At 45.8% G+C, this 14,890-nt stretch carries 12 protein-coding genes; 5 read left to right on the top strand and 7 right to left on the bottom strand.

Going from position 1 to position 14,890, the window contains the following annotated elements; translation table 11 throughout:
- Positions 1–63 precede the first annotated feature (63 nt).
- Positions 64–3,216 carry a multidrug efflux RND transporter permease subunit VmeZ gene (vmeZ, locus tag KIV41_RS17315; RefSeq protein ID WP_252042566.1) on the bottom strand — a complete coding sequence of 1,051 codons (3,153 nt, stop codon included), beginning with the start codon at positions 3,214–3,216 and terminating at the stop codon, positions 64–66.
- 8 nt (positions 3,217–3,224) lie between these two features.
- Positions 3,225–4,352: a multidrug efflux RND transporter periplasmic adaptor subunit VmeY gene (gene vmeY / locus KIV41_RS17320; protein WP_252042564.1), complete on the bottom strand. Its 1,128-nt coding sequence runs from the start codon at positions 4,350–4,352 to the stop codon at positions 3,225–3,227.
- A gap of 350 nt (positions 4,353–4,702) precedes the next feature.
- On the opposite strand from vmeY, the gene KIV41_RS17325 reads away from it, so the two are divergent.
- Complete coding sequence (locus tag KIV41_RS17325) at positions 4,703–5,161, top strand: dCMP deaminase family protein (protein WP_005435882.1); 459 nt, start codon at positions 4,703–4,705, stop codon at positions 5,159–5,161.
- 123 nt (positions 5,162–5,284) lie between these two features.
- Here the strand turns inward: KIV41_RS17325 and pepT are convergent, their stop codons facing one another.
- Both pepT and KIV41_RS17335 read right to left on the bottom strand, forming a co-directional pair.
- A complete protein-coding gene (pepT, locus tag KIV41_RS17330; RefSeq protein WP_252042563.1) occupies positions 5,285–6,514 on the bottom strand; it encodes a peptidase T in 1,230 nt (409 codons plus the stop codon).
- Positions 6,515–6,679: 165 nt separating this feature from the next.
- Positions 6,680–7,534 (bottom strand): DUF6279 family lipoprotein, encoded by an 855-nt coding sequence (locus tag KIV41_RS17335; RefSeq protein ID WP_182026801.1) that lies wholly within the window; start codon positions 7,532–7,534, stop codon positions 6,680–6,682.
- A gap of 256 nt (positions 7,535–7,790) precedes the next feature.
- Between KIV41_RS17335 and KIV41_RS17340 the strand changes: the two genes are divergently transcribed.
- Positions 7,791–7,964, top strand: a complete 174-nt coding sequence (locus KIV41_RS17340; RefSeq protein WP_045394476.1) for a hypothetical protein — start codon at positions 7,791–7,793, stop codon at positions 7,962–7,964.
- A gap of 49 nt (positions 7,965–8,013) precedes the next feature.
- Here KIV41_RS17340 and KIV41_RS17345 read toward each other — a convergent pair whose 3' ends face one another.
- The gene (locus KIV41_RS17345) at positions 8,014–8,922 is read right to left on the bottom strand and encodes an aldo/keto reductase family oxidoreductase (protein WP_285337111.1); all 909 of its coding nucleotides are present in this window, start codon (positions 8,920–8,922) and stop codon (positions 8,014–8,016) included.
- A 96-nt stretch (positions 8,923–9,018) separates the two neighbouring features.
- On the opposite strand from KIV41_RS17345, the gene KIV41_RS17350 reads away from it, so the two are divergent.
- A complete protein-coding gene (locus KIV41_RS17350; protein WP_285337112.1) occupies positions 9,019–9,438 on the top strand; it encodes a helix-turn-helix transcriptional regulator in 420 nt (139 codons plus the stop codon).
- Here the strand turns inward: KIV41_RS17350 and KIV41_RS17355 are convergent.
- A complete protein-coding gene (locus KIV41_RS17355; RefSeq protein WP_285337114.1) occupies positions 9,435–10,040 on the bottom strand; it encodes a hypothetical protein in 606 nt (201 codons plus the stop codon). The genes KIV41_RS17350 and KIV41_RS17355 overlap by 4 nt on opposite strands.
- 632 nt (positions 10,041–10,672) lie before the next feature.
- On the opposite strand from KIV41_RS17355, the gene clcA reads away from it, so the two are divergent.
- Together clcA and KIV41_RS17365 are read left to right on the top strand one after the other, a co-directional pair.
- Positions 10,673–12,079 carry a H(+)/Cl(-) exchange transporter ClcA gene (gene clcA, locus KIV41_RS17360; protein WP_010452523.1) on the top strand — a complete coding sequence of 469 codons (1,407 nt, stop codon included), beginning with the start codon at positions 10,673–10,675 and terminating at the stop codon, positions 12,077–12,079.
- 229 nt (positions 12,080–12,308) lie between these two features.
- Positions 12,309–13,256, top strand: a complete 948-nt coding sequence (locus KIV41_RS17365; protein ID WP_010452525.1) for a TDT family transporter — start codon at positions 12,309–12,311, stop codon at positions 13,254–13,256.
- Between the two features lie 50 nt (positions 13,257–13,306).
- Here the strand turns inward: KIV41_RS17365 and KIV41_RS17370 are convergent, their stop codons facing one another.
- Positions 13,307–14,548 carry an NRAMP family divalent metal transporter gene (locus tag KIV41_RS17370; protein WP_252042558.1) on the bottom strand — a complete coding sequence of 414 codons (1,242 nt, stop codon included), beginning with the start codon at positions 14,546–14,548 and terminating at the stop codon, positions 13,307–13,309.
- Between the last annotated feature and the right edge of the window lie 342 nt (positions 14,549–14,890).

The following is a 14,890-nucleotide window of genomic DNA, read 5'->3' on the forward strand; positions in this document are numbered from 1 at the left end:
AAAACAAAAAGCCCGAAGCACTCAAATGCTTCGGGCTTTTTTCTATCTGAGGAAACTCAGTGCTTATTCGTCATCAAGAGGAACAAGCTTGGTGCTACCGCCGTGGATTTTCTCACGTTTTCTCTGTACCAGTGCGTAGAAGCCTGGGATCAGGAAAGTACCCGCCAGAAGCACACACAACAGACCGCCAATTAGGGAAATACCTAACGAGTTCTGACTCACATGACCCGCACCGGCCGCGAAAATCAATGGGAAGATACCCAAGATGAACGACCATGATGTCATGTTCACCGCACGGAAACGAAGCTTACCACCTTGTACCGCGGCGCTGTCGATATCCACATCTTTCTCTTCACGCTCTTGCTTGGCGAATTCCACAATTAGGATTGCGTTCTTCGCCGCGAGCGCTATGAGCAGGACGAGACCGATCTGAGCGTACAAGTTAAGCGGAGTTCCGGTTAAGTTCAATGCGAGGAAGGAACCTAACGTCGCCACTGGCACCACCAGAATGATCGCCAAAGGAATACTCCAACTCTCATACTGCGCCACCATGAACAAGTAGATAAAGATCAATGCCAATGCGAACGCGTAAATCGCTTGGTTACCTGCCAATACTTCTTGGTAAGCCATACCCGTCCACTCGTAAGTGTAACCTTGTGGCAGAACTTCAGCCGCGACACGTTCCATTGCTGCAATCGCGTCACCACTTGAATAACCCGGTGCAGGCTGACCTTGAATGATGGCACTGCGGTACATGTTATAACGCCATGCAACATCTGGTTCAAACACCTGCTCATAGCTCACTAGCGTACTCAGTGGCACCATATCGCCGCTCGAAGAACGAACATGGAAACGCTCTAGATCTTCCATGCTGCTGCGATGTTGGCTATCCGCTTGCATGGTTACACGGAAGTTTTTACCAAACATGGTGAAGTCGTTCACGTACAGTGAGCCAAGATTACCTTGTAATGTTTGGAAAATAGACGACAGTGGAATACCTAACTGTTGCGCTTTCTCACGGTCAATATCGACATAGTAATGCGGCACGTTTGCACGGAAGGTACTGAAGGTGTATGCAATTTCTGGCGCTTGGTTAGCAGCCTGAATCATTTCCCCCATTACCATCGACAAATCAGTACGGCTACGACCTAGCGTGTCCTCCAGTACAAATTCAAAGCCTGAGGCTGCACCCATGCCCGGAACGGCCGGAGGCCCCATCGCGAATACTACCGCTTGAGGGAGTTCCATCGCAGCACGGCCGTTGATGCGGTTGGCAATCGCGTTAGCAGCGTGTTCACCGCCAAGCGAGTTACGCGTGTCCCAATCATGCAGTTTAATGAACAGAGACGCACCGTTTGATGCTGCGGCACCCGTCATGAATGAGTAACCATTCGCAACCGTCACGCCATCAACACCCGGCTCTTGCTCAACCATCTTCATCAGTTCATTAGTCACTTCCTCGGTGCGAGACAGTGACGCCGAATCCGGAAGCTGTACGTTCACCAACAAGATGCCTTTATCCTCTTGCGGAACAAACGCCGTTGAGGTTGTTTTCGCGAAGAACGTTACTGCAGCAACCGCGACGAAGAAGAAGGCAATCAGCAACATAGACTTCTTAACCAAGAAGCCAGCGATCTGACCGTAGCGAGCAGTTACACGCTCTAGACCACGGTTGAACGCTTGGAACCAGTTTGCTGTGTTGCCGCCACCCTGCTTCAGTACCAACGAACATAGTGCTGGAGACAGCGTTAATGCGTTAATAGAAGAGATAACTACCGAGATACAGATCGTCAATGCGAACTGACGGTACATGATGCCAGTAATACCCGGAAGCATAGCTACTGGTAGGAATACCGCCAATAGAACCAAGGTCGAGGTAATGATTGGACCCGTTACTTCTTTCATCGCCAGCAAAGTGGCTTTGCGTGGTGAAATGGTTGGGTCTTTCGCCATAGTGGTATCGACGTTTTCGATAACCAGAATCGCGTCATCTACCACGATACCGATAGCAAGGATCAAACCAAACAGAGTTACCGTGTTTATAGTAAAGCCTGTTGCCTGCATGATGGCGAATGTACCGATAAGGGATACAGGAATCGCAACAACCGGAATCAAGGTTGCGCGCGCACTACCAAGGAACAGGTAAGTAACTGCAATTACCAACAAGATCGCTTCAATCAACGTCTTCACTACGCCCTTGATCGACTCAGCAACGAACACAGTGGTATCGTAACTGGTCTCGTAAGCCATGCCTTCAGGGAAGTTAGTGCTCAAACGCTCCAGCAAGTCCATAACCGCTTGACCACTTTCCAATGCGTTTGCATCCGATTGAAGTGACAGAGCAACGATCGACGCGTCTTGACCACGGAACTTACCATTACCATCGTAGAACTTCTTACCAAGCTCAACACGAGCGACGTCTTTTAGGTATACCGTAGAGCCATCTGGATTTGCACGAAGTACCACATCCTCAAACTCGCTCACGCTCTCAAGACGACCTTTGGTCACCAAGTTAAACTGAACTTCTTGAGGGTTATTGTATGGCGCAGCACCAATACGACCAGCTGCCACCTGCACGTTCTGCTCAGCCAGTGCCGCGTAAACATCGGTTGTTGTGAGATTCAGGTTAGCCATTTTTTCAGGATCTAACCAAACACGCATTGCGTATTCACCACCGCCGATTACGTTTACTTCACTGATACCTTTAACACGCGCCAGCTGGTCTTTTACGTTCAGGTTGATGTAGTTGATAAGGAACTTGTCATCGTACTTACCATCAGGTGAGTAGAAGTTCAAAACCATCAACAAGTCAGGAGAACGCTTTTTCACCGTTACACCGACCATGCGCACTTCTTGAGGCAGTTTAGACTCAATCTGTGATACACGGTTTTGCACGTTAACCTGCGCCATATCTGGGTCAGTACCCACATCGAAGGTTACGTTTAGGCTGTAAGAACCATCATTCGCGCTCTTTGAAGACATGTAAATCATGTTTTCAACGCCGTTCACTGAGGTTTCTATTGGGTCGGCTATCGCCTGCTCCACAACCTCTGCACTTGCTCCCGTGTAGAATGCGGTCACGCTCACCGATGGCGGGCTGATTTTTGGATATTCAGCAACTGGCAAGATCGCTAAAGAGATGGCACCTGCCAACGTCAATATGATCGAAATAACCAGTGCGAATTTTGGTCTTTGAATAAAGAAACGACTTAACATGACGCCTCCTACTGTTTCTGTTCAGCAGGTGATTGAATACGCACTTCTACACCGTTGCGTACACGTTGTAGACCTTGTGTAATCACAGTGTCGTCCTTGTCCAAACCTTCTTTGATGATGATACCCTGCTCTACTTGCGCACCAAGCTCAACGTTACGGCGCTCCGCAACATTGCCTTCAGCCATCACCATGGCGAAGTCACCTTCTAGGTCCGTTTGCACTGCACGACGAGGAATCACAATGACGTCTTTTGCATTCTTATCGCGAAGGTTCACTTTGATGTGTTGACCAGGAAGTAGCTTTTGCTCCGGGTTTGGTACCACTGCGCGCATCGCGATCGTACCGGTTTGCGTATTAATCCGATTACCTAAAAAGTCCAATTGACCTAGATGTTCGAAGTACTCGCCGTTTTCCAGTTCAAGCTGAACCTCAACGCCACTCGACTCTGCACTACCGTCGCCTTTAATACCGTCCATACCAAGGTTTAAACGTTCACGTTCACTCACGCTGAATGAGGTATGCACTGGGTCTAGGCTAACAAGCGTTGTCAGAATGCCAGAAGATGGAGAAAGCAGATCACCCGTACTTACTTTACTGTCGCTGATGCGGCCGCTAAATGGCGCACGAATTTGCGTGTAAGAAAGGTTTACTTCCGCAAGCTTGAGTTGAGCGTTTGCTGCTTCCAACTCGGCACGCGCGCCAAGAAGAGTGGCCGTTAACGCATCAAATTCAGATTGAGAAATACTGCCGCGTGGCAACAAGTTCTTACCTCGTTCGTGGTCAAGTTCCGCTTTCTTCAAAGCAGCTTTAGCTTGAGCCAAGGCCGCTTTTGCACTCGCCACTTGCGCTTCAAAAGAAGAAGGCTCGATGGAGTAAAGCAGTTGTCCTTTCTCGACCATTTGACCTTCATCAAAATGGCGAGCTTCAAGATAGCCAGAGACTTGTGCCGTGATATTTGTATCTTCTACTGCTTCAATGCGACCGATGTAAGATTTGCTCGGCTGGTAGTCGATAATTGTGACATCTTGAGTCACAACAAGAGGAGCTTGGCCCCCCTTCTGGGCATTGTTTGCTTCTCCGCATCCTGCGAGGATAGCTGTTGCCGCCATTAATGCGACGAGTGGTTTCTTTTGCATGTATATACCGTCTTTATAGAACAGGATTCGTTTGACAATACCCTAACCTTACAGGGTGCTTTGTCCGAAAACTTTAAAGGAAACCGAGGAAAGTGTATCAAAGTGTAAGCCAATGAAACGACTCGCAAACATCGTAATTAGCAAGCAATATTTGTTGCGATCCTGTGCTCGAATCACAATGAAAGTCGTGTAAATGTTGTGGGTTGGAGAATGGAGATTATTTGCACAATGATAGGCCGATAACCTAGTAAAACGAAAACTTCGTCAGCGCAGCGTATGATTTGACTATTTTTTTAAACAAAATGCGTTATCATGCAAGTAATTCAAAGCTTTCGACCGAGAGGATTACTATGATTTCTAAATGGGAGAAACGTTTTTACCAAATGGCTGAGCTTGTGGCGTCTTGGAGTAAAGACCCATCAACACAAGTTGGCGCGGTAATCACTAAAAACAACCGCATTGTCTCTGTTGGCTTTAACGGCTACCCACACGGTGTTTCCGACAGTGTGGATACAGATGAGCGTGAACTGAAGTATCTAAAAACGTTGCACGCGGAAGAGAACGCGATTTTGTTCTCTAAACGCGATTTAGACGGTTGTGATATTTGGGTTACCCACTTCCCTTGCCCGAACTGCGCTGCGAAAATCATTCAAACAGGTATTGCGCGTGTTAGCTGTCCTGAACAATCTGAAGATTTCTTATCTCGCTGGGGCGACAAGATTCAAGTGAGCCAAGACATGTTCGACCAAGCAGGTGTGGAAGTGAACTGGCTACCAATCAGCGAAATCGAAGAGAAAAGCGTTCGCTAAGTTGTCACTGAGCTTTTGTTTGAACACTCCGGCAACCCTAAAGCTCGAAAAAACAAATGATAAAGCCCAGACAGGTGTCTGGGCTTTTGTTTATCTGAATGGTGAGGTTCACTAGTTGTAAGATTAACCGTGTTTCTTCGCCGTTAGTTCTGCAATCTTGACGATCACTTGTACCGACTTCTCCATCATTTCCACTGAAATAAATTCATGGATACCGTGGAAATTGTAACCCCCCGTGAAGATGTTTGGACAAGGCAAGCCCATGAACGACAAACGTGCACCGTCTGTACCACCGCGAATTGGCTTAATCAGAGGCTCAACATCGCACGCTTCCATCGCTTGCTTCGCTAAGTCGATAATATGAGGATATGGTTCAACCATTTCACGCATGTTGTAATAGCTGTCAGTTAACTTCAACTCAACTGAACCGTGTTTCAAGCCTGCGTTCATGTCATCAACGAGCCTCTGCATAAAGGCTTTACGGCTTTCCAGACCTTCACGGTCGAAGTCACGGATGATGTAACCTAGCTCACTGCGAGCGACACCAAGTTCACCAGATTTTAGGTGGAAGAAGCCTTCATAGCCCTCTGTCGTTTCTGGCGTTTGATCTTCTGGCATCTGCACTTGGAATTTAGCCGCCAAGTTCATTGCATTAACCAATTTACCTTTCGCAGTGCCTGGGTGCACGCTTACGCCATGAAAAACAACATCCGCACTGGTTGCATTGAAGTTTTCGTATTCTAACTCACCTTGAGGACCACCATCGATGGTGTAAGCCCATTTAGCACCGAATTTCTCAACATCAAACAAGTCTGCACCACGACCGATTTCCTCGTCAGGCGTGAAGCCGATACAGATATCACCATGAGGAATTTCTGGGTTCTCAATCAACACAGCAACTGCAGACAGGATCTCAGCAATGCCAGCTTTGTTATCCGCGCCAAGCAGTGTTGTGCCATCTGTTGTTATTAGGTTGTGACCATGAAGCTCGTGCAAATCTGGGTACTGTACTGGAGAAAGCACTTCATCACCCAAGCCAAGCGCGATATCACCACCTTGGTAATCTTCGATAAATTGAGGGTTCACGTTTTTACCAGAAGCATCTGGAGCGGTATCCATGTGCGCAATAAAACCGATAGCCGGCACTTCGTAATCGACGTTAGAAGGGAGCGTTGCCATTAGGTAACCGTTGTCACTGAGCGTCACATTGCTTAAGCCAAGCTCAATCATTTCTTTTTTAAGTTGCTGCGCAAACACCAGTTGCCCACAGCTACTTGGGCAAGCTGATTCATGGGGGTTAGATTGAGTATCAAACGTGACGTAGCGAAGAAATCTATCAACTAAATGCTTCATAATTATTCTCATCGTTTTAGGAAAAGAACACTGCACTGTACACATTAGGTTGTGCGAGAGTTCTATCCAATATAGTTAGATGAGCCATGTTACGCCCCTGCCACAATAAGAAATTGCTTTGAATCAGTTTTTCATTGAATAACGTCTTAAGGTAAACCTAGACCGCTATTGCATTAACTCTTCTGCTAGCTCCCTCCACTCTCTGATTTCGTTGTGGAAATGCTTCCATTGCTTGCCTGTCATAGATTGAGCGATCGCTAGAGTAAAATCATCAGTCTTGTCTATGTTTCGCTCAATTTTCTTGTTCATCTCTACGCCGTAATAGCTCTCTGGCTGAAACAAAAGATTCATGAACATTCTTTGATAAGTAGAACTATCTTGTTGGCTTTGAAATAATAGCTCTAACTCAGTATAAATTGATGCTCGGTATGTTCTCCAATCCGTGGTGTTGAGCTCAACATTTTGGGCTAATACTTTCGCTATTTGTTTCTGTTTATTCGTCGTGGTTCCAATCCAGTTTTCTAGCGCATCCAGTGCTGATTCATAAATTATATTCCGGATTTCTTGTTCCGTTTTATCTGCGTATTTTTCGTCTTTTTCATCGTATTTTTTCTTAACATTTTTAAGAAACTCCTGTTGCTGGTCTTCTGTCAGCAATAAGCTGAGGGAAAACAAGTCCGGGGCCGCTTTGTTTACGACTCTTGAGTAATGTTCTTTCAAAGCTTCTCTATTAGTTTTGAGCTTATCAATAGACAGAGTGTCCTTATTCCAAGACTCTAACTCTTTGAGGTGCGCTATATACCGAGGTAATTCTTCACTTTTGTGCCACGCAGCCAAGCGGCTGATCCTATCCTCGAGTATTGCCTCTTGTTCTCTGTCTAGCGATACATATTCATCAATGTAGTCGATTACGAACCAATCAATATTTTTATAAAACAAGGTTTTTGCGCATCCAAATAACAAGGTGCAGACAGTAATAACGAATATAACCCTGAGCCATGTTTTGTTAGTTCTAATCATACTTGTAAACCATCCATGTTCTCTCTTTCCGAATTTAGCTTCTATACTGACAATTAAGTGGCAATTAATCGGCAAAGTGGCAAGTTCGTTTGCCGCAGCATATAAGTATAGAGTTTAAAATTAACGTTTCGTTCACAATTGTACGATAATCATCAGATATAAATTCAAAAATTAAGCGAAATGCTTCAGGAAATGATGCACTTACTTGGCATATATATTGCTTAAAATACATTAAGTTAGTTTATGGAGGAGTACCATGACTGCTGCTGAGCAACTGGACACCAGTGTTGAGTATGAGATTCGTTACTTCGAACAAGGAAAGATACATAGTATGAGAGTGGTAGCGGACAACAAAAAAGCTGCACATGAATACTATTTGGATTGCGGGAAGCACAATAGCGACTTATATTCTATCCGCCCGGATGAGTAAGTGTATATCAAAAAGCCAGCGTAACGCTGGCTTTTTGATAGTGGGAAGCCTATGGCACACCATGTCCTTTTGAAGCGACCCAAACGCGGTACCACTGTTCACGCGTCAATTCGATATTGAGCGCATTGACTGCCGAGTGAACTCGTTCGATCTTACCAGAACCGATAATAGGCATAGGCTTCGAAGGTAATTGGCGTACCCACGCGTAAATCACTTCATCAATACTATTCGCACCGACTTCTTCACGAATGGTTTCTAACTCATTACGAACACGAACGGCTTGCTCTGTGTCCCCCGTAAAAATTGAACCGCCACCTAAGCATGACCAAGCCATAGGGCGCACACGTAAAGTTTGCATCTGGTCTAGTGTACCGTCATGCGCAACTTCGAAGTTCAGAGGATTGATTTCCACTTGATTAGTAACAAGTGGCTTGCCCAAACGCGATTGCAAAAGTTCAAATTGACGAGGTGTGAAGTTAGATACACCAAAGTGTTTCACCTTACCGACTTTATGTAACTCTGAAAATGCTTCTGCGACTTCATCTGCATCCATCAGAACGTCAGGACGGTGAATCAAGAGCACATCAATTTCATCAACATTCAAACGCTCAAGCGAGTTATTTACTGATTGATAGATATGCGCAGCACTGGTGTCGTAATGGTTTATCTTACGCTCTGGCGTTTTATCGCCACACAAGTTGATGTCGCATTTGGTCACGATCTGAATTTGCTCACGGACGCTTTTGTCCAGTGCTAATGCTTCACCAAACAGCGCTTCACATTCATAGTTACCGTAGATGTCAGCGTGATCGACAGTCGTAATACCTAACTCAATGTGTTGCTTTAGGAATGACAAACGTTCTTGCGCCGTCATACCCCAATCTACTGCACGCCAATATCCTTGAACCAGCTCAGAAAACTCTGGACCGTTTGGTGCAGTCACTACTTTTGCAACCATGGGTTTCTCTCCTTTTCTTAATCTGATTTCATCCTAGACTTGTTTAACCGTTCACTCAACGGGTAAACTTTCGCAATTCGAACTGGAGTACGAAATATGTCTTTTGCCCAACGACTCGCCACCCTGATTGGTGAAGAAAGTGTCAGCGGTTTCGCGCGACGCGTCGATGTATCCGAAGCTTTAATCCGAAAATACCTTAAAGGAAGCGAACCAAGTTTAACCAAAGCTAACCAAATCGCGATGCGCGCAAACTGTTCACTAGAGTGGCTAGCGACTGGCTGTGGCTACTTATACCGCCAAGCAGAAGTCGTAGATATGGAGGCTTACAAACTGGCCTACCAACATGTGATGAACGGAATGATTTCTGAGACAGAAGAATCGCAACACCGCAAATTGGTTGCGGGTTATCAGTATCTGCGCGCACATAAAAAGTCAGATGGTTTTTTGGATGAATCTGCGATGGCAACGTTTCTCGCTCTACACCACGAAAACAAAACTGCAGTTTCTTCGGTTTAGAAACGAATAACCTTTAGCTCAATCATCTCGCCATCGCTGTTTAATGTAACTGCTAATCTTGGCTTTGGAGCATCAAACTCGTCAGCTAAAACCCAACTCATGCTGCGTAGCGCTTTCTGCGAATAACGGTTGATAAAGAGAATAAGCTCTTTGTCTACCGTACGAGATAAATTGTTCTTCAAACGCTCTTTGACATCATATCGCTCACCTTGAATTTCAACTCGTGTTAGTACCAGCCCATCTTTTCTCAAATTGAGAATCAATTCATTTAAATTCTGTGCCTGAAAGTCTGTCAAAAAGGAAAAGCGAATTTCTTCTCCTGTTAAAATCGCCTCACCATAGAGAGTTTGATGGTAATAGTGAAAATCATCCAAACAGAACACCACGCCTTGCTGATGCACTTCACAGTCATACCAAATACCGCCATCCTCTATAACTTGCTTAACTTGTGAAGTTGGGGCATCAGATAGGATGGTTTGCCACCATAAATCTTGACCATGTACGATCTTGGCGAAGAGGCCAAAAGAGAGAAGTATAAAAAGAGGAATACGTGGCATTAACGGCCTTGATGGTAACTTGAAAACCCTATAGTTAATGCGCATCGCTCAAGATGCAAGAAAAGAGGTCGAGTTATTAATACAAAAAAAGCGGACCATCTAGTCCGCACGAATCTTTTAGGGTCTGTTGACCTTTCGAGCTGACTTTTGCAGCGAATTGTTGGGTATTTATACAAGGAAGAGACTTTGCTGTGTAGCGAGCCTACATGAGAAGTCGATAACGCAGTAGAAATGTCCAACAAACGCTGCCCGGAGGGTTCGGCTATTGCGAGCGGACATTAAAAAGGCGCACTTGTGCGTGCGCCTCAGCCTCGTGACTCAATCGTGAGTATGCGAGTTGGGAAGTCTACTGATGCTTCCCGACCAAAATACGAGGAATTTCTGTAGGGTTTGAATCCATCCAAATTGTGTGTAAAACCTCACATCCCTCCTTTGAAGCAGTCATGTTGCTTTACACTTAAAGCATGGTTCATTTTTCTCAGAAAACAAGTTTCCAAATAAATAAATATTGAAATATATGGGATCGATAGCACAATATTTACCAATACTTGAATAGGTGATACTGGAACTGCTCAATAGTGGAAAGCTAAATTGCATCTTTACTGATTAGGTCTAGACTCTCGTGAGCGTATAATTTCTTTCGTCCTTCCAAATCATGCTATCAGGAGAATCTGTTAATGACCAAACGCGAGAGAATTGTGAAATCTGTGTTAGCGCACGTACCGAAAGATGCGATTAACCAGTTTGTCTCTCGAGGGTCCACACCCACTTCATTTTCCGTTCTCTTCATGGCAGCCATCGTTGGTACGTTAGCTGGTCTCGTTGGTACTTACTTTGAAATTGCTGTTCACTTTGTATCTGAAACTCGTACTGAGTGGCTTAAAAGCGAAATCGGTAGTGTTCTTCCACTTTGGTTAGCCGCAATCTTGATCAGTGGCGCATTAGCTTTCATCGGTTACTACCTTGTACACCGTTTCGCTCCAGAAGCATCAGGTTCAGGCATTCCAGAAATCGAAGGGGCAATGGACAATATTCGTCCGGTTCGCTGGTGGCGAGTAATACCCGTAAAGTTTTTTGGCGGTATGGGAGCACTAGGCTCGGGTATGGTTTTAGGTCGTGAGGGGCCGACAGTACAAATGGGCGGTGCCGTTGGTCGAATGGTTACCGACATTTTCCGCGTTAAGGACGATGATACTCGACACTCTCTATTGGCATCTGGTGCTGCCGGAGGCTTGGCCGCTGCATTTAATGCGCCGTTAGCAGGTATCATGTTTGTGGTTGAGGAGATGCGTCCCCAATTTCGCTACTCTTTGATTTCAATCCGTGCAGTGATCATCTCGGCTATTATGGCAAACATTGTATTCCGCGCGATCAATGGTCAAGAAGCCGTTATCACCATGCCGCAATACCAGTCTCCAGAATTGCAGTCACTGTGGTTGTTTCTTCTGTTGGGCTCTTTGTTTGGTGTATTTGGTGTACTCTTCAATAAACTGATCACTATCGCCCAAGACAGCTTTGTCGCTTTGCACAAGAACGACCGTAAACGTTACTTAATCACAGGTACGATTTTGGGTGGCGTGTTTGGTTTGCTTCTTCTGTATGTGCCTCAGCTAACAGGTGGTGGCATCGGTCTTATTCCGGACATTACTAACGGCAATTACTCTGTATCAATTTTAGTGATGCTGTTTGTTGGCCGTGTTATTACCACCCTGCTTTGTTTCGGCTCTGGTGCGCCAGGCGGTATCTTCGCTCCAATGCTAGCTTTGGGCACATTGTTTGGTTATGCATTCGGAGCCAGTGCTGACATGCTGCTACCATCGTTGACCATCGAACCTGGCGTCTTCGCGATTGCAGGCATGGGGGCATTGTTCGCGGCAACGGTACGCGCACCGATTACGGGTATCTTGCTAGTTATCGAAATGACCAATAACTACTACTTGATCCTACCACTCATTATTACCAGCTTAGGCGCGGTAATTGTGGCGCAGTTACTTGGTGGGCAACCGATTTACAGCCAGCTGCTACATCGTACGCTTAAAAATGACAAACTACGTCAACAAGACCTACCTGAAAACCAAGCTTAAGTTAACATCGGCTCCAACTTATCTTTCACCACGAAGATAAGTTTGGAGCCGGAAATTCTACTTTTTTGCAACTCTCTACATAAATCCCCTACAAAACTCACAAAACTCCCAATCTCTGAACTTTACTTATCATAATTAAAGGTAAGAAGACGTTAAACTTGTTAGTATTCGCGCGTCAAATTAGAGTAGTTAACCCATTTCTGGAGTCATTTTGAACTGGAAAAGACTTGTGCAGTTTTATAGTGTTCCGCCATCACAAGCGGCTTTGGCACTTGGCATGATAGGGCTTGGACAAGCTTGGGCTTTGTACATTCCAGAGATTGGAGAACCAATAAGACCATTCCTTGCTGCACTCGGAGCAGTGCTTCTTACTCCGGTTCTGCTCAAATACGCCACTAGCCCTCGCCTGTTTATGGCGGACATCAAACACCCACTGAGCGGTAGCTTAATGGCTCCAATGAGTATGGCTTTACTCATGCTGTGTGACTATCTTGCAGTAGTTACACCAATCATCGCATACCCGTTGTGGTTTATCGCGGTGTTACTGCACTTCACTATGATGGTGTTGTTCTTTGGGTTTCAGATCATGAACTTCAAGATGTCGAACATCGTGCCAAGTTGGTTTTTGTACCCAGTAGGCTTGATCAGCTCTTCTCTTGCAGGCTCTCAATTTGGACACAATGTGTTTTCAGAAACTTTGGCTATGATGTGTATCGGTATTTACTTCTTCATGTTGCCATTGGTGTTATATCGCTTGGTGTTCTTTGGCTCCCTACCGCGCCGTGCTCGCCCAACATTGGCGATCATGGCAGCTCCTGTGAACCTTTCTCTGGCAGCCTACCTAGTCAACTTTGCTCAACCCGACCCGATTCTGACAGGCGCATTGGCAGGCATCGCAATCACCATGACGTTGCTGATTTACCTGTGTTACTTCCGGTTAATGCGTTTGAAGTTCCAGCCGTCTATTGCGGCCGTGACCTTCCCTTCCGTAATTAGTGCTATTGCTATGCATCGTCTCACCACTTTTTTTGCCGAATCTCATCCCCATTGGCATTGGTTGCACGATTTTGGATTTCTTGAATTAAGCATTGCCACTGTGCTCGTAGTCTGGGTGTCTGCTGGTTATGTCAAAATGTACTGGCCAGAACTGGTAAGAACGCCTTCAAAACAAACATAAAAAAACGACCTCACTGCGAGGTCGTTTTCTTTTGTCTTAAGCGAGCAACGTTACCCGATGAACTTTGCCATAAAGTTGCTGATGTTGGTCACGCTTGACGCTGCCATTACCACCACAATCGCAATCCCTGTCAGCGTTAGATAGGCCGGGTGTTTGTAGTCGCCAACGATGTCCTTTCTGCGTGTCGCCACCAGCATCATACCTAAAACGATTGGCAGAATGATACTGTTAACTAGGCCAGCCAGCATAAGCAGTAGAATCGGCATGTTCATGGTCACTGTGCCAAGAGACGTGATGATAATGAAGCCAACACACCACGCTTTCTCGTTGCGAGCCACGATTGGGAAGAGTGTTTTGATAAGGGAAATCGCCATGTACGAGTTACCCACAACCGAGGTAATCGAAGCAACAAACAATACCAAACCAAAGATAAAGTAACCTACTTCACCAGCTCCTTGACGGAACGCGTCTGCGGCTGGGTTTGTAGAATCCAAGGTGGCGCCTGTTGCAATCACACCGAACACTGCCATAAACAACAGAATACGAATCACCACGGCAATGGAAATACCTGCCCATGCTGCTGTTTTAATAGCGGGTACGTTATCTTTACCTTGCAAGCCGATATCAACCAAGCGTTGTGCACCCGTGTAGTAGCCACCAACTGCGCCACCCACAATGGTTAACGTTGGCAGCAGTAAGCTACCAATATCTGTCGGCATCACCGCTGCGCTCAAGGTCTCCCCCATTGGCGGTAAACTGGTCATCGCGACATACGCAATTAAGATGATCATAAACAAGCCGAGGTAGCGTGCCATTTGGTCCATTCGCTTAGAAGCATTGTGCACCACAAACAGCAAACAACCGACCACGCCTGTGAAGAGAGCTCCCCAAGTCGTATCCACACCCGTTAGCACATTAATACCGAGCGCAGAACCACTGACGTTACCGAAGTTAAATGCAACCGCACCAAGTGCCAGCAGAATGCCCACCACATAGCCCATCCCCGGAGCGACTTTGTTGGCAATGTCTTGAATGCGCATACCAGACACACCCACGATGCGCCACAAGTTCATCACGATACCAAACGTGATAAACATGGATGCAAATACAGGGAATGCCATATCGATTTTGTAGATGTTGGTGAAGACCGCTGTCTGAGTTAAAAAGCCAGGACCAACAGAGGTTGTCGCCATTAGGAACGCTACGCTAAGAATTGCTTTCTTTTGCCAGCTATTTTCCGAGGATTGGATAGAGGTCGGAATAGAAGATTGAATGGTAGTTTGTGTGGTCATGCCAAATCTCAATATTGTTGCCTTTCTATTATTAGAAAAAAGAAAGACAACTGACCGAGATCAGCTGAACTTGAAGATTCAGACAAGCAAATCAAATAAGAGAGAAAGCCCTCGCAACCGTTTGCTGGGCGCGGATATTAAGGGTAACTCAGATAACTGTCAATACGAAGTTCGATAAATGATTTTTGTCGTCTCCAGTCCGTCTTATCTATGACTTTAAGATAGATACAAAAATGTATGGTCCGCCCCGTTATTGCAACTACAATTAAGTCATAACGGAGTTGGTTTGCGCTAATGTATTCGGAGTCCTTGTTGGGAGCACTAGCTTCCCAGCTCCACGAT

It is taken from the genome of Vibrio sp. D401a (assembly GCF_030248515.1).
Taxonomy (GTDB): domain Bacteria; phylum Pseudomonadota; class Gammaproteobacteria; order Enterobacterales; family Vibrionaceae; genus Vibrio; species Vibrio rotiferianus.